Source organism: Azospirillum brasilense (genome assembly GCF_022023855.1).
GTDB lineage: Bacteria > Pseudomonadota > Alphaproteobacteria > Azospirillales > Azospirillaceae > Azospirillum > Azospirillum brasilense_F.
This window is the reverse complement of record NZ_CP059450.1, coordinates 1966691-1988050: the sequence shown is the minus strand read 5'-3', so window position 1 is coordinate 1988050 and position 21360 is coordinate 1966691. Positions and strand designations below refer to the sequence as shown.

The window sequence follows — 21360 nt, the reverse complement described above, 5'->3', positions numbered from 1 at the left end:
CCGCTGCACAGAACCACCCATAAGGCGTATGATTCCCCGTTCGAGAAACGGGCGGGGAACATCATGGAGTGGGACGCGGCCTATGCCATCGGACAGAGCGCTGTGGATGGAGACCACCAGCGCCTGTTCCAACTGTTCAACCAGTTCAGCGCGGCCATCGCCGCCGGGGAAACACGGGAGTCCGCGAACCGCTTCCTGCGCGAGTTGGCCGACTACTCGGCCTACCATTTCCGCCGCGAGGAAGGGCTGATGCGCGCGGTCGGGTACCCCGACTACACCAAGCACAAGACGATGCACGACACCTTTGCCGACTTCGTCCGCCGGCAATCCGACTCCGGGACGCGCGATCCGGAAGAGGTGCAGTTCCTCCAGAGCTACGTCGAGATGTGGCTGTGCGGCCATATCCTGGTCATGGACAAGTGGTTCGGCGAATGGCTGGACGGGCGGAGCGGGGATCCCGGCGCGGCGGCCCCGACGGCCTGAGGGCCGGGCCGCGGAAGCCCGGCGCTCAGAACCTCCGGACCGGCCGCCGTCTATTTCTTGTAGGGATTGGCCGCCCACGTCTTCAGGTAGGACACGAGTTCGGCGTCCCCGTCATAGTACAGCCACTCGGTTTCCTCCTTCGACAACGGCTTGGTCGGCGACGGCCGATAGAGCTTGTCGTAAGGCACCGAGAAAACCCCCAGGTCGGGCGCCGTTTCGAGGATCTTCTTCACCCAGCCCTCGGCCCGGTCATAGAGGGCTTCGTAATCCGTGGCGACGGACAGGAAGGGGTTGTCGTTCGAGTTCTCCGACTGGCTGCCGTACGAGCTTTGCTTGAGCGCCCAGTCGTTCAACACCGAATCGCTGGGTTTGGCGAAGCCGCCGCCGACAGTGTTCCGGCGGCGCGACCTCCAGTCGGTCGCTTTGGCCTTGTCGGCGAACCGATAGACAAAGACATGTCCGGGCTTGGCGGGGTCGAGCGTGTATCGTTCACCGGTGGCGTTCGCGGTCGAGAAAGTCTTGGGGCTTGGCATTGGGCCGCTCCTGATCGGATTCCATTGGACGGGCGCGATGCGCCTCGCCTTCTGGAAAACGCCCCACCGTCCACGGCCGTGAATTCGGACGGCCCTGAGATAAGAGGGGCGCCGCACCCTGTGCCATCCATCGGCCCGCCATATTTTGGACATGGCCCGATGTTTCGGTAAGGAACCGGCATGCCGGACCGCGACAGACGGCGCAGCCGAGCCTATATCCTGACGATGTTCCGGCGGCGGTTTCTCCTCCCGCCCGGTGCCTGACCTGACGGGAGAGCGGCATGAGCGACAGCAAGGACGGGTTCCGGTTCCCCCTGCGCAAGGAGGCACCACCCGCGCCCGCCCCGCGGGAACCCCGCCTCCGCATGGGGCAGGCCCGCGCCGCCCTGCTCTGGGAAAGGCTGTGGCCGGCGCTCTGGGCGCCCATCACCATCGCGGGAGCCTTCCTCGCTTTGGCCCTGCTGAACGTCTTCCTGCTGTTGCCGGGCTGGCTGCACGCCCTGGCCCTGCTGCTGTTCGTTGCCGCCATCGGCTGGACGGGGTGGCGCGGGCTGCGCGCCTTCCGCCTGCCGGACGAGGACGCCGCCCGCCGCCGGCTGGAGCGCGACAGCGGCCTGCCCCACCGCCCCCTCCACGCGCTGCGCGACACGCCCGCCGGCAACGACCCCGTCGCGGCGGAGCTGTGGCGCCTGCACCAGGAGCGGGTGCGCGCTGCCATGCGGCGGCTGCGCGTCGCCATGCCGCTGTCCGACGGCCTCGCCGCCCAGGACCGCTACGCCCTGCGCGCGCTGGTGGCGCTGGTGCTGATCGCCGCGGGCGGCGCGACCTGGGGCGACTGGAGGCCGCGTCTTGTCGCCGCCATCACCCCGCATTTTGGCGGGACGGCGACGGCGACGGTCGCGACGCTCGACCTGTGGGTGACGCCGCCGGAATACACCGGCCTGCCGCCGGTCTTCCTGAAGTCGGCCAACCCCGCCCACACGCCGAGCCTCGCCGACCCCGTGCCGGTTCCCAAGGGCAGCCTCGTGCTGGCCCGCGTGACCGGCGGCAGCAGCACGCCGTCGCTGGAGGCCGGCAGCAAGACCACCGCTTTCGAGGCCGTGGACTCCGCGACCTTCCAGATCCAGCAGCCCATCGAGGACGGCGCCCGCATCGCCGTGACCCAGGGGTCCACCCTGCTGGGGGGCTGGAACGTGCGGATCATCCCGGACAACCCGCCGACCATCGCCTACGCCAGCCCCCCGACCAAGGGGGAGCGCGGCGCACTGCGGCTGGACTACACCGCGCAGGACGACTACGGGCTGGCCGAGGCCAAGGCCGTCGTCCGGCTGGACCTGCCGGAGGGCGAGGCCCCGGCGCTCGACCGCAGCCCGCTGGAGTTGCCGCTAGCCCTGCCCGGCGTCCGCCCGCGTGAGGCGCGCAACGCCGCCTTTCACGACCTGACCGCCCATCCCTGGGCCGGGCTGAACGTCACCATCCGCCTGACCGCGCTCGACGGCGCCGGCCAAACCGGCAACACGGAGGACGTGGCGATGGTCCTGCCAGAGCGCGTCTTCAACCACCCGGTCGCCCGCGCCATCGTGGAGGAGCGCAAGAAGCTGACCCTGCGGCCCCAGCAGCTCCGTATCGAAGTGGCCCGCGCGCTGGCCGAAATCTCGTCCAGACCCAGCCAGTTCGGCGGCGATCTGGTGGTTTTCCTCGCCATGCGCACCGCGGTGAACCGCCTGCTGCTGGACGAGGAGGGGGCATCGATCCCAGCCGTCCAGCAACTTCTGTGGGAAACCGCGCTGCGCATTGAGGACGGCGGGCTGTCGCTGGCCGAGCGCGACCTGCGCGACGCCGAGAGCCGGCTCGCCGAAGCGTTGGAGCGCGGCGCCGACGACCAGGAGCTGAAGAAGCTGATGGACGAGCTTCAGGCGGCGCTCGACAAGTTCCTCGACGCCATGGAACAGCAGATGCGCGAGGCGCTGGAGCGTGGCGAGCAAATCCCCATGGTGCCGCCGGAAATGGCCGACCAGATGATGGACCGCCAGGACCTTCAGCGCATGATGGAGCAGATGCGGCAGATGGCCGAGACCGGCGCCCGCGACGCCGCGCGGCAGATGCTGTCCCAGCTTCAGCAGATGATGGAGAATATGCGCAACGGCGCCATGGCCCAGATGCAGCAGCAGGGCCAGAACGAGGCGGCGCAGATGATGCGCGAGCTTCAGGAGCTGACGCAGCGGCAGCAGCAGTTGCTCGACCAGACCTTCCGCCAGTCGCAGGAGCAGATGGGCCGGCAGGACGGGCAGCAGGGCCCGCAACAGGGGCCGCGCAACCGCCAGGGCCGCCCACAGCAGGGGCAGCAAGGCCAGCAGGGTCCGTCCGGCAGCCCGCTGATGCAGCAGCAGGCCGAGCAGCAGGAGGCGTTGCGCCGCCAGCTCGGCGAGCTGATGCGCCGCATGGGGGAACAGCAGGGCGGCGAGATCCCCCGCCCGCTGGGCCGCGCCGAACGGGCGATGCGCGACGCGGGGCAAGCGCTCCAGCAGGGGCAGCCCGGCTCCGCCGTTCCGCCGCAGACCCAGGCGATGGACGAGCTTCAGCAGGGCATGCAGGCGATGGCCGAGCAGATGATGCAGCAGATGATGGGCCAGCAGGGTCCGGCGATGAGCGGGCAGCAGCCCGGACAGGCGCAGCAGCGCCAGGGCCAGGGCCGCAACCGCGACCCGCTGGGCCGCCGCCCCTCCGGCTTCGGCAACTACAACAACGAGGACGTGAAGATCCCCGAGGAGGCCGAACTCCAGCGCGCCCGTGAAATCCTCGACGAACTGCGCCGCCGCTCCGGGCAGTATGGCCGTCCGCAGATGGAGCGCGAGTACATCGACCGGCTGCTGAAGCAGTTCTGACCGGCCGCTGAAGCAGTTTTAAGGCCGGGGGACCGGGCGGCTTTACCGGAGGGCGGCGCTGGTGCAGTATCCGCCGCGCAAGGCGCCGCCGCTTGCCCTTCCGGCACGGACGCCCCCGGACACAACGAACGTTTCCTCATGGTCGCGGTCCTTTCGAACCACGGGTCGGGCGGACTTGCCCCGCAGCGCCCGGAACTGACGCTCGGCAGCAAGTTCCGCATGATCAACTGGGGGCTGGTGCTCCTGGTCTGCGTCATCACGTCGGTCGGGGTGGCCCTGCTCTACTCGGCCGCCGGCGGCAACTGGAAGCCCTGGGCGCAGCCGCAGCTGGTGCGCGCCATCCCCGGCCTCGTCCTGATGCTGATGATCGCGCTGATCGACGTGCGGCATCTGATGAAATCGGCCTACGCCATCTTCCTGATCGTGCTCTGCCTGCTGGTCGCGGTGGAACTGATGGGGCGCATCGGCATGGGCGCGCAGCGCTGGATCGACTTGGGATTCTTCCAGCTCCAGCCGTCGGAATTGATGAAGCCGGCCCTGACCCTGGCGCTGGCCCGCTATTTCCACGGCATCTCGCTGGACCAGATCGGCCGCCCGCTGCTGCTGATCCCGCCGTTGCTGCTGGTCTTCATCCCGGTGGCCCTGGTGCTGATGCAGCCGAACCTGGGCACCTCGCTGCTGCTGATCATGGGCAGCGGCGCCGTCTTCTTCGCGGCGGGGGTGCGGATCTGGAAGTTCCTGGTGGTCATCGGCGGCGGCCTCTCGGCCATCCCCATCGCCTGGGAATTCCTGCACGATTACCAGAAGCAGCGCGTTTACACCTTCCTCGACCCGGAAACCGACCCGCTGGGCGCCGGCTACAACATCCTGCAGTCGAAGATCGCCCTGGGATCGGGGGGGCTGTTCGGCAAGGGTTTCATGTCCGGTTCGCAGAGCCAGCTGATGTTCCTGCCGGAGAAGCACACCGACTTCATCTTCGTGGTGCTGGCGGAGGAGTTCGGGATGGTCGGCGCGCTGATCCTGCTGGCGCTGTACCTGATGCTGTTCATCTACGGCGTGGTCATCGCGCTGAGCTGCCGCAGCCAGTTCGCCCGGCTGGTGGCGGTCGGCATGACCGCGCAGTTCTTCCTCTACGTGATGGTCAACGTGTCGATGGTGACCGGCCTGATCCCGGTGGTGGGCATTCCGCTGCCGCTGGTGTCCTACGGCGGGTCGGCGATGATGACGCTGATGATCGGCGTGGGGCTTCTGCTCAGCATGTCGGTCCACCGCGAGGTCCGCATCCCGAAGAGCGGCGTCACCGAGCTGTGACGCCGCTCTTCGGAGCGCTTCGTCAGCCCTCCGAGACCTCGCCGTTCTCCTGGATCATCACCTTGTCGATGCGCCGGCCGTCCATGTCGACGACCTCGAACCGCAGGCCGTTCCAGTGAAAATGCTCCGCGGCGGTGGGCACATGGCCCAACCGGTCGAGCATGAAGCCGGCGATGGTGTGGTAGTCGCCCTCGCCCTTCAGCCCCTTCACGCCGACCAGCGACTCGACCTCCTCCACCGGGGTCATGCCATCCACTAGCCAGGAACCGTCCTCGCGCTGGACCGCGAATCCGTCGCCTTCCTGCCCCTGTTCGGGCATCTCGCCGGCGATGGCCTCCATGATGTCGGTGACGGTGGCGATGCCCTCGACGCTGCCATACTCGTCCACCACCACGGCCATGTGGATGCTGGCCTGCTTGAACAGCTCCAGCAGCCGCAGGACGGGGGTGCCGTCATGGACGATCAGCGGCTCCACCATGGCCTCGCGCAGGTCGAAGCTGCGGCCCTGGAGCGCCTGGTTGAGCAGCGCCTTGCTGGACACGATGCCCTGCACCTCGTCCACATCGCCGCGGCAGACCAGGAAGCGGGAATAGCCGCTGGCCTGGATCTCCTTGGCGATGGCGTCGGGCGGGTCGTCGAGATCGATCCACACGAGGTCCGGGCGCGGGGTCATGATCGACCGCGCGGTGCGATCGGACAGGCGGAACACGCCCTCGATCATCTGCCGCTCGGCGGGTTCGAAGACGCCGGTCTGCGTGCCCTCCTTGATGAGGCTCTTGACCTCCTCCTCGGTGACGGTCTGCTCGCGCGCGGTGGGCAGGCGCAGCAGCTTCATCAAGCCCTCGGTCGAGACGCCGAGCAGCCAGACCAGCGGCATGGCGACCCGCGACAGGACGCTCATCGGGCCGGCCACGCCGGCGGCGATGCGCTCCGCGTTCACCAGCGCCATGCGCTTGGGCACCAGTTCGCCAACGATCAGCGACAGGTAGGTGATCGCGGCGACCACCAGCGCGAAGCCGACCTGCTGCCCGTAAGGGGCGATCCAGGCGACGTTGGCGTCCAGGACCGTACCCAGCCGGTCGGCCAGGGTCGCGCCGCCGTAGGCGCCGGCGATGATGCCGATGAGCGTGATGCCGACCTGCACGGTGGAGAGGAAGTTGCCGGGGTCCTCCGACAATTTCAGCGCGGCGCGGGCGCCCTTGCTGCGTGTTTCCTCGGCCATCTGCTGAAGCCGCGCGCGTCGCGACGACACCAGCGCCATTTCCGACATCGCGAAAAAGGCGTTCAGCAGGATCAGCAAAATGATGACCAGTACTTCCCAAATCATGGCGTCGAGCCCGCGGGCGCTCCCTTTTATGAAAACAGTTTGTCGAAGATCAGCATGCCGGCCTGCCCGAAACCGAACAGGATGGCGGCGACGATGACGATGGCGATCAGCCCGGCCACGAGGCCGGCGACGACGAAGGCCCCATCCTTCTCGATCAGCCCCAGCGCGATCAGCGCGATGGCGAAGGCCGGCGGCTGGTTGCCGAAGACGATGGGAAGGGCCAGGATTCCGGCGAGAATCATCACGGCCACGCCGAGCAGCCGCTCCGCCGTCGGGGCGGTCATCGCCGGCAGGCGCGGGCGCAGATGCCGCTCCAGCCGGTCGACATGCGGCTTCGCCTTCGCGATCACGCGCAGGAAGGCGTCCCGGTCGAGCGTGAGGGCGGCCAGCCGGCGCGGCAACCAGGGGCGGTCGCGCCCGGCGGCGATCTGGGCGCCGATCAGCAGCATCGGCAGGCCCGTCGCCGTGGACAGCCCCGGCACCGGCAGGATGTTCGGAATGGAGAGGATCAGAAGCAGGGCGCCGAAGGCGCGGTCGCCCAGAATGCCCACGAGGTCACCAAGCGCGATCCGCGCGCCGTGGTCGTGGTTCAGGAAATCGTCCAGCACCGCCGAAGCGGGGTTCACCGGCGGGAAACCGGTGGTCGCGGCATCGCCGCGGTCGACGCCCTCCAGAGCCTGACGGTCCGGGGACGTGTCGGGAGGTCGGCCGTCGCTCACGGCGCTCCCCACGGAGGCCGCCCGAAACGGCGGAAGGGTAAACCCATGGACCTTTCGCGTCGCAACATCGTAGCGGCTCCTTTTACAGCATCGCCGGTCGGTGCGCCAGCCCATCTGTGGAATGTGCCGTTTCTCAAGGGGATGATGCCACCAACGGCAGCTCGACGGTGAAGGTCGAGCCGCGTCCCGGCGCCGAATCGGCGGTGATGCGCCCGCCGTGCCCCTCGACGATGGACCGGCAGATGTAGAGGCCGAGGCCGACCGTTCCCTCCCCCTCCGTGCCCAGCCGGCCGGTGCGGGCGAAGGGCTGGAAGAGCTGAGTCAGCTCCGCCGGCGGAATGCCGCGGCCGTCGTCGGACACACGCAGGCGCGCCCAGCCGCCACCCTCGCCCGGGGCCTCGCTGAGGGCGACACGGACGCTCCCACCGCGGTCGGAGTATTTGATGGCGTTCGACAGGAGGTTGTTGAGAAGCTGGTCCAGCTTGGCCGGGTCGATGTCGGCCATGGGCATGGGCGGTTCGGGCACGGACAGCTCGATGGTTATGGACTTGCCTTCGGCCAACACGCGGTTCATCGAGACGTTCCGCCGGACCAGCGTCATCAGATCGGACGGCCGCCGCGCCAACCGCATCCGCCCCGCCTGGAGCGCCGCCAGGGACAGCGCGTCCTCCACCATGTGGCGCATGGACAGGCTGGATTCGCGGATCCGCTCCAGGCAGGCACGCTCCGTCGCCTCCAGGCGCCCGTCCAGCCGCTGCTCCAGCAACTCCGCGAAGCCGACGACGACCTGGAGCGGCGTGCGCAGATCGTGGGCGAGCATGCCCATCAGCCGATTCTTCTGCTCGTTGCTGGCGGCCAGCTCGGCATTGGCCTTGGCGAGCGCCCGCTGGGCGTTGGCCAGCTCGTTGTTGAGAAGGGTCATTTCGCCGAACAGCGCGTCCAGGGAGGGAACCTCCGGCCCCGGCACCACCTCCCGAAGCGGAGCGAGCCGTTGGGCCAGCCGCGGATTCAGCGTCGCCAGTTCCTCCATCACGGCGGACAGCCCGCCGGGCGCCCGCGCCACGGCCAGCACCAACCCCTCAGCGTCGCTGAGCCCGCTCACATGGAATCCCCCCATGGGGTCGAGCCGGCTGAACAGGGGCTGGTCGATCACCTGGCCGGACTTCCGCAGGCTGCTGAACAGGTCCAGCGCGCCCGCCACCGCGTCCGGGCCGAACAAAACCGGGAAAGGCGTGCCAGGCTTTCCGGTCAATCCCGGCAAACCAGCGCCCACCCGGTGCAGGGCGCGCAGCCGTCCATCGTGGTCGCAGGTCAGGACCAGCCCGTCCATGCCCTCTCCCTCAAGCCGCATGGGTTACGGAACACGCATCACGCCACACCGACGGCACGGTTCGGAGCCGCCGGGCCGATCAGCCGCTCCGCGATGGCGACCGCCTCCTCCGCGCCGGGGGCGAAGGCGTCGGCACCGACCGTCCTCCACAGCTCCGGAACGAGGTTGAAGGGATAACCGCCGACCAGCACATGCGGCTGCTCTCCGGATTCGGCGCGCACCGCGGCGATGAGGGCCGCGACCCGCCCGACATGGGCGGTGATGGTGGCCGACACCGCCAGGACGCGGGCGCCCCGCTCCCGCACCGACCGAACGACGCTGTCGGCGGGCGTGTTGGCGCCGAGATAATGGCTGTCCCACCCGGCCATCTCGAAGAAGTCGGCGACCATGCGGATGCCGATCTCGTGCTGCTCCCCGCTGACACAGGTGGCGACCATGGACAGGCCGCGCCGCTCGGCAGCGAAGATCACCGGATAGAGCTGGCCCATGATCGTCTGGGTGGCGGCGGTGGCGAAATGCTCGTGCGCCACGGTGATCGCGCGCGTCTGCCACAGGCGTCCGATCTCGCGCAGGGCCGGCTGGAACACATGCAGGTAAAGCTCGGGCACCGTCGCCCCGCCGGCCGCCGAGTCCGTCACCAGCAGCGCCGCCCGGCGCCGGTCACCGGACAACAGCGCATCCAGATAGGCGCGGGCGAGCGCGCCGAGCGGCGCGTCCGACCGGACGAAGGGCGGCACCTCCCGCGGCAGGGCGGGCAAAGCGGCCAGCCCTTCCCCCACGCAGGCGCGCACGCGCGTCGCCGTGGCGGGATCGATCCGGGCGGCCACCACGTCGCGGAGGATTTCCAGGCTTTCGCCCAGTTCCTCGTCGGGGATGCCGATCCCGGCGAAGAGGACCTTGACCCAGGCCACATACTCGCGGAACAGCGCCGGGCTGTCGGCGGCCACGGCCTCCGCAAGATAGAGAAGGTGAAAACCGACATCCTCGACGCACCGTTCCCGCCCGGCCTCGCCGTAACGGGCGTAGAGCGCGGGCCAGCGCTCGAACTGGATCGCCACGACGGCGCGCGCCAATTCGGCGCGGCGGTCCGCAATGGGGTTGGAGGCAATCCGTATCGGGTCCTGGGAAGGCCGGACGGTCTCCGGCATGGCGCGGCGTCTCCGGTCGAGGGGGCGTTCGGATGAAAGGTGCGCCCTCGCACCCGTTCCCGCAACGCCTGACTGCGCCGACCGGTCCAGATTTCGGCAATCGCATCCTATGGTTGTCTATCTTCTGATCGACGGTTTTGCTAACGGCCTTTCTGAAGAACGAAGGTCAGCCGCTTCACGAGGTCGGCCTTCGACACCGGCTTCACCAGATAGCCGGAAATGCCGTAAGCGATGGCCCGCTTGACCGTGTCGGCCTCGCGATGCGCCGTCAGCACGATCACCGGAAGGTCGGCGAGCGGATTGCCCGTGGCCGTGCGCAGGGCGTGCAGCAGGTCCAGCCCGCTCATCCGCGGCATTTCCAGATCGCAGATGGCGAGGTCCACCTCCTCCGCATGGTCGCGCAGGATGCCCAGCGCGGCCATGCCGTCCGATGCCTCCCACACATGGCGAACCTTCAGATCCTGAAGCAGGCGGCTCATCAGCCGGCGGGTGAAGTCGTCGTCTTCGATCAGCAGGACGCGCAGGTCGTTGATGCTGCGGCTCGGCAGCCCATCCTTCGCATTGTCAGTCAGCATCGGCGCGGCCACCCATATCCGTGTCGTTGCATTGGGCGAATGCAGGAACACGTTACATCGTCGGACCATGCCGGAAAAGCCGGTAAATGATGCTGATTTTGTAATTTCTTCAACCGCAGGGACAAGAAGGCGACGGGTTGTTGCGGCCGATGGCGGCGATGCGCCGGGGGCCGTTGTCCGCGGCGTCGGCCATCTGTTAAACCCAGACCGATTGGCGGCCGGGTCCAGCCCTTGAAAACGGCACCGCACCCGGTCCGCGGTTTGGAACAGCGGCGATCCATGCAACTCGACCTTCTCAAGCGACCGGACGGGCGCACGGCCATCCTGATGCCGTCCGGATTCGTCCTTGATCTGCTGACGCCGGACGCCACGGGCATGCCGATCGAGGACATCGCCCAGTGCCTGTCGTCCCAGCCGCGCTGGGGCGGCGCGGCGCGGCCCTGGTATTCGGTCGCCGAGCATTCGGTGATGGTCTCGCGTCTGGTGCCGCCCCCCCTGGCCTACTCGGCCCTGATGCACGACTGCGAGGAGTTCCTTGGCGACTGGCCGTCGCCGGTGAAGGTCATGCTGGACCGCGACTATGTCAAACAGCGGCTTCACCCGGTCAAGGACGCGCTGCGCCGCTGGTTCGGCTTCGATGACGAGGCGCCGGCCATCAAGCAGGCCGACCTCGTCTGCATGGCGACGGAGTTGCGCGACCTCCTGCCCCCGGCTTGGCTGGATTGGGGGCATCTGCCGGCCGCCCACCCGGACAGGATCGTTCCGGTCGGCCCCGACCTAGCTTATGCCCTCTTTCTGAGCCGGTACGAGGAGTTGAAACACCTCGCCAAGCCCATGAAGGCAAAATCCGCGAAGGCCGCACGGAGCAAGCGCAAGCCGGAAGCGCGGTAAGGTTCCTATCCCAGCGTCGCGATCCGCCCGCTGTGGTTGCCCAGCGCCTGCAGCGCCATGGCGACGATGTGACGGGCGGCGAGGCCGGCCTCCTCATACTGCCTGGCCGGGCTGTCATGGTCGAGGAAGCGGTCGGGCAGGACCATCGGGCGGATCTTCAACCCGCCATCCAGCAGCCCGGCCATCGCCAGATGCTGCAGGACGAAGCTGCCGAAGCCGCCGACCGAGCCCTCCTCGATGGTGATCAGCACCTCGTGCTCCAGCGCCAGACGGCGCACCAGCTCCTCGTCCAGCGGCTTGGCGAAGCGCGCGTCGGCCACCGTCGTCGACAGCCCGCGCGCGCCCAGCTCCGCCGCCGCCTTGCGCGCCTCGGCCAGGCGCGTGCCGTAGCTGAGGATCGCCACCTTGGTGCCTTCCTGAAGGATGCGGCCCTTGCCGATGGGCAGCACCTCGCCGCGCTCCGGCAGCTCCAGCCCCACCCCCTCGCCGCGCGGGTAGCGCAGCGCCGAGGCGCGGTCGTCGATGGCGGCGCTGGTCGCCACCATGTGCATCAGCTCCAGCTCGTCCGCCGCCGCCATCAGCACGATGTCGGGCAGGCAGCCCAGATAGGCGACGTCGAAGGCCCCGGCGTGGGTCGCCCCGTCCGCCCCGACCAGACCGGCGCGGTCGAGCGCGAAGCGCACCGGCAGGCGCTGCAGCACCACGTCGTGCACCACCTGGTCGTAGGCGCGCTGCAGGAAGGTCGAGTAGATGGCGCAGAAGGGCTTGAAGCCCTCGGTCGCCAGCCCGGCGGCGAAGGTCACGGCGTGCTGCTCGGCGATGCCGACGTCGAAGCAGCGGTCGGGGAAGCGCTGGCCGAACAGGTCGAGCCCGGTGCCCGACGGCATGGCCGCGGTGATGGCGAGGACGCCGGGGTCGCGCTCGGCCTCGGCGATCAGGGCGTTGGCGAAGACGCGGGTGTAGGTCGGGGCGTTGGACTTGGGCTTGGACTGGGCGCCGGTGACGACGTCGAACTTGGCGACCGCGTGCAGCTTGTCGGCCGAGGCCTCGGCGGGGCCGTAGCCCTTGCCCTTCTTGGTGACGACGTGGATCAGGACGGGCTTGTCGTCGCCGGCGTCGCGCACGTTCTGCAGCACCGGCAGCAGATGGTCCAGATTGTGCCCGTCGATCGGGCCGATGTAGTAGAAGCCCATCTCCTCGAACAGCGTGCCGCCGGTGACCATGCCGCGGGCGTACTCCTCCGCCCGCCGCGCCGCCGTGCGCAGAGGACGCGGCATGTGGCCGGCCAGATCCTCCGCGAAGTGCCGCAGGGTGAGGAAAGGTTTGGAGGAGATCAGCCGCGACAGATAGGCCGACAGGGCGCCGACCGGCGGGGCGATCGACATGTTGTTGTCGTTCAACACCACGATCACCCGGCTGTCGCCGGAACCGATGTTGTTCATCGCCTCATAGGCCATGCCGGCGCTCATGGCGCCGTCCCCGACCACGGCCACCACATGGTTGCGGCGGCCCAGCCGGTCGCGCGCCACCGCCATGCCCAACCCCGCCGACATGGCGGTGGAACTGTGCGCCGCTCCGAAGGGATCGTACGCGCTCTCCGTACGTCTCGTGAATCCGCTCAATCCTCCTCCGGTACGGAGCGTACGGATGCGGTCGCGGCGCCCGGTCAGGATCTTGTGCGGGTAGCACTGGTGCCCGACATCCCAGATCAGCCGGTCGGCTGGCGTGTCGAAAACGTAGTGAAGCGCGACGGTCAGCTCGACGACACCCAGCCCGGCGCCCAGATGACCGCCGGTCACCGACACCGCGCTGATCGTCTCGGTTCGCAGTTCGTCGGCCAGCTGCCGCAGTTGGCGTGGCTTCAACCGGCGCAGATCAAGGGGGGTGCGCACCCGGTCGAGCAGAGGCGTCCTGCTGCTCGGGGTCTTGGACTTCATGGCCGGTGCCTCCCCCATTATGGGCCCCATTATGGGCCGTCAACCAATGCAGCGGCCGGCGCAGCGGTCCCGCGCGCTGTGGTTTTGCGGCTTGCCAAGGATGAAAGGCGGAGCCGGACCGCACCAGAGTCCGGCAAGTATCATACAGTAACCTACCTGCCGCGCGTCTCCGGACGTTCCAAACTGGAGCGCGACGCAATTTCAGGGATAGGCGCATGACGGCGATCCACCAGACGGCGATCCACGACGGAAAGGGCAAGGCGTAACCATGGCCGTTCCCGCGATCCAGGCGGCGCTGGTCGGCGCCTATGTCCTGCGCCAGCGCCTCAGAGGCAACCGGCGCTTCCCGCTGGTGCTGATGATGGAGCCGCTGTTCCGCTGCAACCTCGCCTGCGCCGGCTGCGGCAAGATCGACTATCCCGACCCGATCCTGCGCCGCCGCCTGTCGGTGGAGGAGGCCCTGGGCGCGGTGGACGAGTGCGGCGCCCCGGTGGTTTCCATCGCCGGAGGGGAGCCGCTGCTGCATCCCGAGATCCACACCATCGCCGCCGGCATCGTGGCGCGCCGCAAGTTCGTCTATCTCTGCACCAACGCCCTGCTGATGGAGAAGCGACTCGACCGCTTCACCCCCAGCCCCTTCTTCACCTGGTCGGTCCATCTCGACGGCGGGCGGGAGGAGCATGACAAGGCGGTCTGCCAACCGGGCGTCTACGACCGCGCCGTCGCGGCGATCCGCGCCGCCAAGGCGCGCGGCTTCCGCGTCAACATCAATTGCACCCTGTTCGACGGGGCGGAGCCGGAGAAGGTCGCCGCCTTCCTCGACGAGGCGATGGCCGCCGGCATCGACGCCGTCACCGTGTCGCCCGGCTACGCCTACGAGCGCGCCCCGGACCAGGAGCATTTCCTGAACCGCCGCAAGACCAAGGAGCTGTTCCGCGACATCTTCGCGCGGGGGCGGGGCCGCAAATGGCGCTTCTCGCAATCGTCCCTGTTCCTGGATTTTCTGGCCGGCAACCGCACCTACCGCTGCTCACCCTGGGGCAATCCGACGCGCAACGTCTTCGGCTGGCAGCGCCCCTGCTACCTGCTGGGCGAGGGCTACGCCCCGACCTTCAAGGCGCTGATGGAGGAGACGGACTGGGACGCCTACGGCACCGGCAATTACGAGAAGTGCGCCGACTGCATGGTTCACAGCGGCTATGAGCCGACCGCGGTGGAGGACACGCTGCGCAATCCCTTGTCGGCGCTGGCGGTCAGCCTGCGCGGGCCGCGCACGGAGGGACCGATGGCGCCGGAGATCCCGCTGGACCGCCAGCGCCCGGCGGAGGAGGTCTTCTCACGCCACGTTGCGGACACGCTGCGCCGGATCGAGGCCGAGCGGACCGCCGCCGAATAGGTCGGCGGGAAAGGCTTGGGCCGCCCCGCGCAGTGACGCCAAGGCGCGGCCCAGGTCCCAGGCCAGCCGACCCAGCGCGACGAGTTCGCGGGGGTCGGCGGCCAGCCGCGCCAGCACGGCGCCGGGCGCCATGCGCCCCGCCCCGTCCAGCCCGGCCAACGCCGCCGCGGGCAGCGCCCGCCACGCCGGGTCGGCGACCGCGCGCAGCACGGCGAAGGGCCGCCCCCATGCTTGGCAGGCCCGCGCGACGGCAAGGCTTTCCAGATCGACCGCCGCGGCACCGGTCAGAGCGCGCAGCCGCGCCTTGTCTCCGACGGTCGCCGCGGGGATCCGCGCCCCCGCCACCATGCCGGAATGGGCCTGCGGCAAGGCGTCGTGCAGGCGATTCTGCCAGGGCTGGCAGGTTTCATGGACGGTACCGTCCTCATCGACGACAGCCGTCGCTACAACCAGCGAGCCGGGCCGCAGGTCGGGCGCCAAACCACCGGCGATGCCGAAGCTGATGATTCCGCAGGTTCCGCCTTCCAACAGCCGATGCGCGGCCTCCGCGGCGGCGGCGTCCCCCGTGGCGCAGGCGACGGGCAACCCGCTGCGCCGGGCGATACGGGCCTCCAACGCCATGCCGGTGAGGATCGCGGCGGCCATCACGCCTCCTTATGGCGATATCCAGTAACGCAGCGTCAACGCCGTTTCCACGCCATTCTCCCCCACCGTCACGGCGGCGTCGCGGAAACTCGGCGGCGCCAGGAGCACCGGGGCGTCGTTGCCGAAGCCGAAGCCCTCCCGCGGCACGCCAAGAAGGTTGCGGTCCAACTGACCGTTGCCGTTCTCGTCGTGATAGACGCGCAACGCGTAGATCCCCGGCGGCACGTCGGGCACGGCGATGCGCACCGACCCCTCCGCCGCCGGGGCGGTGACCCGGAAGGCGCAACGCCCCGCCGGGTAGGCCGCCTCCTCGCAGACGGCGAGGACGATCTGCCCGTCGCCGTTGCGCACGCCCTGAACGGTCACGGTCAGCGCCGCTGCCAAGACCGCCGCTCCTCCTCTCACGCCCGCCCCATCACACCCTGAAGGCGCGGTAGCGGGCCAGCGCCCACAGTGGGAAGCTCGCCGCGTAGCCGTGGTACTTCAGATAGAAGACGCGCGGGAAACCCACGGCGGTGAAGGGTTCCTCGCTCCACAGCCCTTCGGCGTCGCGGGCCGACAGCAGATAATCCACGCCGCGGTCGACCGCCGGGTGGTTGCCCTTGCCGGCGGCCATCAGCCCGAGCAGCGCCCAGGCGGTCTGCGAGGCGGTGGAGACCGGCCCCTCGCCACGCGGGTTGCCGGCCCAATAGCTGGCCCCGTCCTCGCCCCAGCCGCCGTCCGCGCGCTGGTGCGCCAGCAGCCACTGCGCGGCGCGCTGCACGGCCGGTGCGGCGTGCGGCACCCCGGCGGCGTTCAGCGCCTCCAGCGCCGACCAGGTGCCGTAGACGTAGTTGGTGCCCCAGCGCCCGAACCAGGAGCCGTCGCTCTCCTGCTCGCGCTCCAGGAAGGTCAGGCCGCGGCGGGTCGGTACGGTGTCGCGCCCCTCGCCCAGCCGGGCCAGCATCATGACGCAGCGGGCGGTCACGTCGGAGGTCGGCGGGTCGAGCAAGGCGCCATGGTCGGCGAAAGGGATGTGATTGAGGAAATCGTGCTGATTCTCGGCGTCGAAGGCGCCCCAGCCGCCGTTGCGGCTCTGCATGCCGACGATCCAGTCCCGCGCGCGGCGGATCGGTTCGCCATAGCGCTCGGTGTCCAGCCGTTGCAGGGCCATCACCACCATGGCGGTGTCGTCGGTGTCCGGGTAATGGGCGTTGTTGTACTGGAAGGCCCAGCCGCCCGACGCCAGCCCCGGCCGCTGCCACGCCCAGTCGCCCTCGACATCCAGGATCTGCCGGTCGATCAGCCAGTCCGCCCCGCGCCGGGCCGCGGCGCGGGCCAACGGGTTTCCGGTTTCCAACAAGGCGTTGCAGATGATCGCGGTGTCCCAGACCGGCGACAGGCAGGGCTGGCAATAGACCCGCCCCGGCTGCCGCACCACCAGCCCACGCAGCGCGCGGCGCGCCGTCGCCGCGTCGGGATGATCGGGCGGCATGCCCAGGCAATGGAACATCAGCACCGCGTTGACCATCGCCGGGAAGATGGCGCCCAGCCCGTCCTCTCCGTTCAGCCGCTCGGTCACGAAACGCACCGCGCGGTCGATGGCCGTCTGGCGCCCGTTGGCGGGCAGGCGCGGCTCCACCGCGTGCAGGGCGGCGTCGAGCGCGCGGAACAGAGTGGCCCAGCCACCGCGGCTGTTGTTGCTGTGCCAGTTGCGCACGCGCTCCGGCGGCTCGGTGAACAGTTCCGCGATGCCGATGCCGCGCGGGTTGCGGGCTCGCAGCCGGTGCGCCATGACGACCAGAAGCGGGACCACCACCGTCCGCGACCAGTAGGAGATGCGGGAAATGTGGAAGGGCGACCAGGGCGGCAGGTTCATCACCTCCACCGGCATCGCCGGCACCGCCCGCCAGGGGATTTGCCCGAACTGGGCCAGCAGGATCCGGGTGAAGACGTTGCAGCGCGCCGCGCCGCCGCGCGCCAGGATCGCCTCGCGGGCGCGGCGCATGTGCGGCGCGTCGGGGCTGTCCCCCGCGGCCTTCAGAGCGAAATAGGCCTTCACGCTGCAACTGATGTCCATGGCGCCGCCGAAGAACAGCGGCCAGCCGCCGTCCTTGCCCTGCCGCCCGCGGATGAAGGCGGCCAGACCGGCTTCCAGCTCCGGATCGATCTCGTCGAGGATGTGGTGCAGCAGCAGATATTCGGACGGGATGGTGGCGTCGGCCTCCAGCTCGAACACCCAATGGCCATCGGCCTGCTGGCGGCGGATCAGGGCGTCCGTGGCCTCGGCCACGGCGTCGCCCACGGCCTTGGCCGACGGCTCGGCCCGTTGGACCCGCAAGGTTGTGCTTGCGTTGTGGTCTTGCATCGGCGCTCCCGCTTTGCCCCGGTGTTCCCCATGGTGGAGGTATCAGGGTAATGAGGTGCCGCGCTTCGCCCATTGGTTGGAAGTAAGATACGGTAGCGTACGTTGGGTGCCAGAGGTTGTCCTGGCAGACTGCGTACGCTTCAAGGGGAGACGTACAGCGTGACAGAACGGCAAGGTGTCCTGAGCCGGATGGCGGACCTCGGCCGCAGCATGATCGGGGGCTTGGGCGCCCTGTCCTGCCGAAGGCCGCGGGTGACGTTGGCGGTCGGGGTCCTGTTGTCCGTCCTGGCCGGCTGGTATTCCGCCGAAAACCTGACGATGAGCACCAGCACGGCGGACATGATCTCGCCGGACACCGCCTTCCGCCAGCACACGGAGGAATACCGGCAGGCCTTTCCCTTCGCCGACGACCAGATTGTCGTGGTGGTGGACAGCCCGTCCCCCGATCAGTCGGACGCCGCCGCCGTACGTCTGGCGGAGCGCATGTCCGCCCGCAGCGAGGTGCTGTCGGCGGTGGAGGTGCCGTCCGCCGATCCGTACTTCCGCCAGTATGGCCTGCTCTTTCTCGACACGGAAAAATTGCAGGATCTGGCCACCCGTCTGGCCGGGGCGCAGGCGGCGCTGGGCGCGCTGAACGCCGCTCCCAACCTTCAGGGTCTGGCCGACCTGCTGGACCTGATCCTGACCCACGCGGACGAAGGGGCGCCGGCCACCCCCGCCAATCTTCTCGATCGGCTGGCGGTCAGCACGGCGACGGTGGCGGACGGTCGCCCCGTGCCGCTGTCCTGGACCGGGCTGGTGCAGGCCGCGGAAGAAGAGGACCGGGCAGCCAACCGCCGCTTCGTCCTGGCCCGGCCCATCCTCGACAACAGCTCCTTCGGGCGCGGGCGTCCCGCGGTCACCGCGGTGCACGAGGCCATCGGCGCGGTGATGGCGGAGCCGGTCGGGCAAGGGGTCGAGATGCGGGTCACCGGCGCCGTGCCGCTGCGCCAGACGGAGTTGGACACGGTCGCCAACAGCGCCGGTCTCGCCACCATCCTGTCCTTCATCCTGGTTTCGGCGGTGCTGATCGCCGGGATGCGGTCGGGGCGGCTGATCGCCTGCATCATGGTGGTCCTGCTGCTGGGCCTGACGCTGAGCGCCGGGGCGGCGGCATTGACCGTGGGGCGGCTGAACCTGATCTCCGTCACCTGCGCGGTGATGTTCTTCGGGTTGGGCGACGATTACGGCGGGCATCTCGGCCTGCGCTACCAGGAGGAGCTGCGCCGCGGCCTGCCGCCGCTGGCCGCCGCCATCGAGGCGGTGCGGGCGGTCGGGCCGGCGCTGGTCCTCAGTACCCTGTGCGCCATCATCGGCTTCCTGTCCTTCGTGCCGACCGCCTATCTGGGACTGGCGGAGTTCGGCATCATCTCCGCCGTCGGCATGGTGGTGGCGCTGCTCATCAGCCTGACCCTTCTGCCCGCACTGATCGTCCTGCTGCGCCCCGGCCCCGGTGTCCCAGCGCCGGAGCGCGAGGACCGCGGCTTCGCCGGCTGGGTCACCCGCCACCACCGCGCGATCCTCGCCCTGGCCGGGGCAAGCGCCGTTCTGTCCATGGCGGCGCTGCCGCTGGTGCGGCTGGACGTCAACCCGCTGAACCTGCAGGACGAGCGGACGGAGGCCGTCGCCACCTACCGCGATCTCGCCACCACCCCGCGCACCTCACCCTATTCCGTCAACATCCTGACGCCGGACCTCGCGGCGGCGCAGGCGCTGGCCGACCGGCTGCGCCCCCTGCCGGAGACGGGCGGCGTGCGCACCTTCGCCAGCTTCATCCCCAAGGACCAGGAGGCCAAGCTGCCGATCCTGGCGGACATGTCGCTGCTGGTCGGCCCCAGCCTCGCCGCACCCGCCACCCCGGCGGCGCTGGACCAAGGTGGGCTGGAGCGCGCCTTCGCCATGCTGAAGACGGTGCTGGGCGGCTATCGGACGGACAAGGGCGACGGACCGCCCGAGTTGCGCGCCGCCGTGCAGCGCTTTGACGGCGCGCTGGCCCGCATCCAGCCGGGGCAGCTCGCCACGCTCGACGCCGCGCTGACCGGGGGCGTGCCGCCGCTGCTCGACCGGCTGCGCGAGGGCATGGCGGTGGAGCAGCCGGTGACGGCCGCCGATGTGCCGGACATCCTGAAGGCCCGCTGGATCGCCGCGGACGGACGCGCCCGCGTCGAGGTGCTGCCCACCCACGACATCTCCGACAGCCGCGAAATGGCCGATTTCGCCGACGCGGTGCTGGCCGTGGCGCCCAACGCCACCGGCGCCCCGGTCACGGTGACGGAGGCGGCCAGGGTCGTCGGCTCCTCCTTTCTGGAGGCGACGGCGCTGACGCTGGTGCTGATGGTGCTTCTGCTGGTCGCCGTTCAGCGCTCGGTGACCGGGATGGTGCTGATCCTGGCGCCGCTGGTCCTGGCCGCCCTGTGGACCATGGCAACGGCCGGGCTGCTGGACATCCCCTTCAACTTCGCCAACGTCATCGTCATCCCGCTTCTGTTCGCGCTCGGCGTGTCGAGCAGCATCCACATGGTTTCGCGCGGGCAGGATCTGGTACGGGAAGGGGCGTCGGACAGCGCCTTCGGCATCGAGCTTCTGGTGACCAGCACGCCGCGCGCCGTCCTGGTCAGCACGCTGACCACCAGCACCGCCTTCGCCACGCTGGCGCTGTCCAATCACCGCGGGCTGTCCAGCATGGGGGTGCTGCTGGCGGTGTCGATCACCTACACGGTCATCTCGTCGCTGGTGGTTCTGCCGGCGCTGATGATCCTGTGGCACCGCTGGCGGCTGCGTCGCAGACCAGCAGTCCCGGCGCGGTGACCGAACCGACGATCAGCCGCCCATTCCACGAGAGGGCGACCGTGGCGGCCGAAAAGCGCCGTCCGTCCTCGTCCAGCAGGATCTCCGTCCCGGCGGGGCCAAGCGCCGCGACGCGGGTCGGTGCCGCAGCCCCGCCCGGCCAGCCGTAGCGGTGCAGCGCCAGCCGGAACGGCGACCTGTGCAGCGCCACCAGCAGGCGGCCGTCCGGGGCCATCGTCAGGTTGTCCGGCCCTCCGGGCAAGGCGATGCGCTCTGGCGGGGCCTGCGGATCGGACAGGCGGTAGACGAGCAGCACCTCCTCCCGTGTGGCGGCGACGGTCAGCCGGTCGTGGCTCGGGTCGGGCAGCAGGCCGTTGGCGAAGCCGATCCCGCCGATCAGGACGCGAGCGTCGTCGTTTTCCACCAGTCCGACGAAGCCGTGGCGCCCGCCGAAGACGTTGTCCTCGATCACGGCGCCCCAGCCGCAGCCGCCGTGGCTGCTGGTGAACAGGAAACGCTCACCATCGAGGAAGGCCACGTCGTTGGCCCGGCAGAGCAACGGGCTGGTGATGGTGCCTTGGTGGGTCAGGGTGGCGCCGTACAGGCGGTAACGCTCGACCGTCGCCGTCCCATTGTCGTGACGGCTGATGGCGAGCAGGGAGCGTGCGCCGTCCGGCTCGGCGCGGAGGTCGATGCCCGCTGGGCGCAGGCCGGTGGCGAGGGGGACGACGGCGATGGTCGGCGCGTCGAGGGATTGCAGGTTCAGCAGGTAGAGGCCGCCCACGGTTCCGGTCCGGCGGTCGTAGGCGGAGAGCACCGCCTGACCACGCGCGGCGTCGAGCGCCACGTCCTCGATGCCGATGACGGGGGCGTCGTCAGCGGTGACGGAGACGGTGCGGCAGGCGGCGTGGGCGGACTGGGTGAGGAGGGTGATGAGGAGGAAGGTCGTTGCCCCCACTCTCCCCACTTCGTGGGTCCCCTCCCTCCCCCGCTTCGCAGGGGAGGGC

General features: G+C 69.6%; 17 protein-coding genes. 6 read left to right on the top strand and 11 right to left on the bottom strand.

The features are described from left to right. The first annotated feature begins 63 nt into the window (after positions 1–63). On the top strand, positions 64–483 hold the full coding sequence (locus H1Q64_RS22440) for a bacteriohemerythrin (protein WP_237905676.1): 420 nt from the start codon (positions 64–66) through the stop codon (positions 481–483). Positions 484–533: 50 nt separating this feature from the next. On the opposite strand, the gene H1Q64_RS22435 is transcribed toward H1Q64_RS22440, so the two are convergent. Further along, positions 534–1016, bottom strand: coding sequence for a hypothetical protein (locus tag H1Q64_RS22435; RefSeq protein WP_237905675.1), 483 nt, complete (start codon positions 1014–1016; stop codon positions 534–536). A 281-nt stretch (positions 1017–1297) separates the two neighbouring features. Here H1Q64_RS22435 and H1Q64_RS22430 point away from each other — a divergent pair, with 281 nt between their 5' ends. Then, positions 1298–3901, top strand: coding sequence for a TIGR02302 family protein (locus H1Q64_RS22430; RefSeq protein ID WP_237905674.1), 2604 nt, complete (start codon positions 1298–1300; stop codon positions 3899–3901). A 138-nt stretch (positions 3902–4039) separates the two neighbouring features. Further along, a complete protein-coding gene (rodA, locus tag H1Q64_RS22425; protein WP_237905673.1) occupies positions 4040–5212 on the top strand; it encodes a rod shape-determining protein RodA in 1173 nt (390 codons plus the stop codon). A 22-nt stretch (positions 5213–5234) separates the two neighbouring features. On the opposite strand, the gene H1Q64_RS22420 is transcribed toward rodA, so the two are convergent. From H1Q64_RS22420 to H1Q64_RS22400, 5 genes are all read right to left on the bottom strand, one after another. Further along, positions 5235–6539, bottom strand: a complete 1305-nt coding sequence (locus tag H1Q64_RS22420; RefSeq protein WP_149166878.1) for a hemolysin family protein — start codon at positions 6537–6539, stop codon at positions 5235–5237. A 26-nt stretch (positions 6540–6565) separates the two neighbouring features. Further along, positions 6566–7258, bottom strand: coding sequence for an exopolysaccharide biosynthesis protein (locus tag H1Q64_RS22415; protein ID WP_237905672.1), 693 nt, complete (start codon positions 7256–7258; stop codon positions 6566–6568). A gap of 133 nt (positions 7259–7391) precedes the next feature. Then, positions 7392–8588: a sensor histidine kinase gene (locus H1Q64_RS22410; protein WP_237905671.1), complete on the bottom strand. Its 1197-nt coding sequence runs from the start codon at positions 8586–8588 to the stop codon at positions 7392–7394. 38 nt (positions 8589–8626) lie between these two features. After that, positions 8627–9736, bottom strand: coding sequence for a cobalamin B12-binding domain-containing protein (locus H1Q64_RS22405; RefSeq protein WP_237905670.1), 1110 nt, complete (start codon positions 9734–9736; stop codon positions 8627–8629). Positions 9737–9876: 140 nt separating this feature from the next. Beyond that, complete coding sequence (locus H1Q64_RS22400; RefSeq protein ID WP_014197623.1) at positions 9877–10311, bottom strand: response regulator; 435 nt, start codon at positions 10309–10311, stop codon at positions 9877–9879. Positions 10312–10590: 279 nt separating this feature from the next. On the opposite strand from H1Q64_RS22400, the gene H1Q64_RS22395 reads away from it, so the two are divergent. Further along, positions 10591–11202 carry a hydrolase gene (locus H1Q64_RS22395; RefSeq protein WP_237905669.1) on the top strand — a complete coding sequence of 204 codons (612 nt, stop codon included), beginning with the start codon at positions 10591–10593 and terminating at the stop codon, positions 11200–11202. A 5-nt stretch (positions 11203–11207) separates the two neighbouring features. On the opposite strand, the gene dxs is transcribed toward H1Q64_RS22395, so the two are convergent. Next, positions 11208–13139, bottom strand: a complete 1932-nt coding sequence (gene dxs, locus H1Q64_RS22390; RefSeq protein WP_237905668.1) for a 1-deoxy-D-xylulose-5-phosphate synthase — start codon at positions 13137–13139, stop codon at positions 11208–11210. A gap of 268 nt (positions 13140–13407) precedes the next feature. On the opposite strand from dxs, the gene hpnH reads away from it, so the two are divergent. Next, the gene (gene hpnH / locus H1Q64_RS22385; RefSeq protein ID WP_237905667.1) at positions 13408–14535 is read left to right on the top strand and encodes an adenosyl-hopene transferase HpnH; all 1128 of its coding nucleotides are present in this window, start codon (positions 13408–13410) and stop codon (positions 14533–14535) included. On the opposite strand, the gene H1Q64_RS22380 is transcribed toward hpnH, so the two are convergent. Genes H1Q64_RS22380 through shc form a run of 3 tightly spaced genes read right to left on the bottom strand, consistent with a single transcriptional unit; the run spans position 14476 to position 17527 of the window. Next, the gene (locus tag H1Q64_RS22380) at positions 14476–15180 is read right to left on the bottom strand and encodes a hypothetical protein (RefSeq protein WP_237905666.1); all 705 of its coding nucleotides are present in this window, start codon (positions 15178–15180) and stop codon (positions 14476–14478) included. The two genes, hpnH and H1Q64_RS22380, sit on opposite strands and share 60 nt — an antisense overlap. Before the next feature lie 9 nt (positions 15181–15189). Beyond that, positions 15190–15564, bottom strand: coding sequence for a DUF2141 domain-containing protein (locus tag H1Q64_RS22375; RefSeq protein ID WP_237905665.1), 375 nt, complete (start codon positions 15562–15564; stop codon positions 15190–15192). Positions 15565–15595: 31 nt separating this feature from the next. Further along, on the bottom strand, positions 15596–17527 hold the full coding sequence (gene shc / locus H1Q64_RS22370) for a squalene--hopene cyclase (RefSeq protein ID WP_237905664.1): 1932 nt from the start codon (positions 17525–17527) through the stop codon (positions 15596–15598). A 189-nt stretch (positions 17528–17716) separates the two neighbouring features. Between shc and H1Q64_RS22365 the strand changes: the two genes are divergently transcribed. Then, on the top strand, positions 17717–20374 hold the full coding sequence (locus H1Q64_RS22365; protein WP_237905663.1) for an MMPL family transporter: 2658 nt from the start codon (positions 17717–17719) through the stop codon (positions 20372–20374). Here H1Q64_RS22365 and H1Q64_RS22360 read toward each other — a convergent pair. Next, complete coding sequence (locus H1Q64_RS22360) at positions 20286–21311, bottom strand: hypothetical protein (protein ID WP_237905662.1); 1026 nt, start codon at positions 21309–21311, stop codon at positions 20286–20288. The two genes, H1Q64_RS22365 and H1Q64_RS22360, sit on opposite strands and share 89 nt — an antisense overlap. Between the last annotated feature and the right edge of the window lie 49 nt (positions 21312–21360).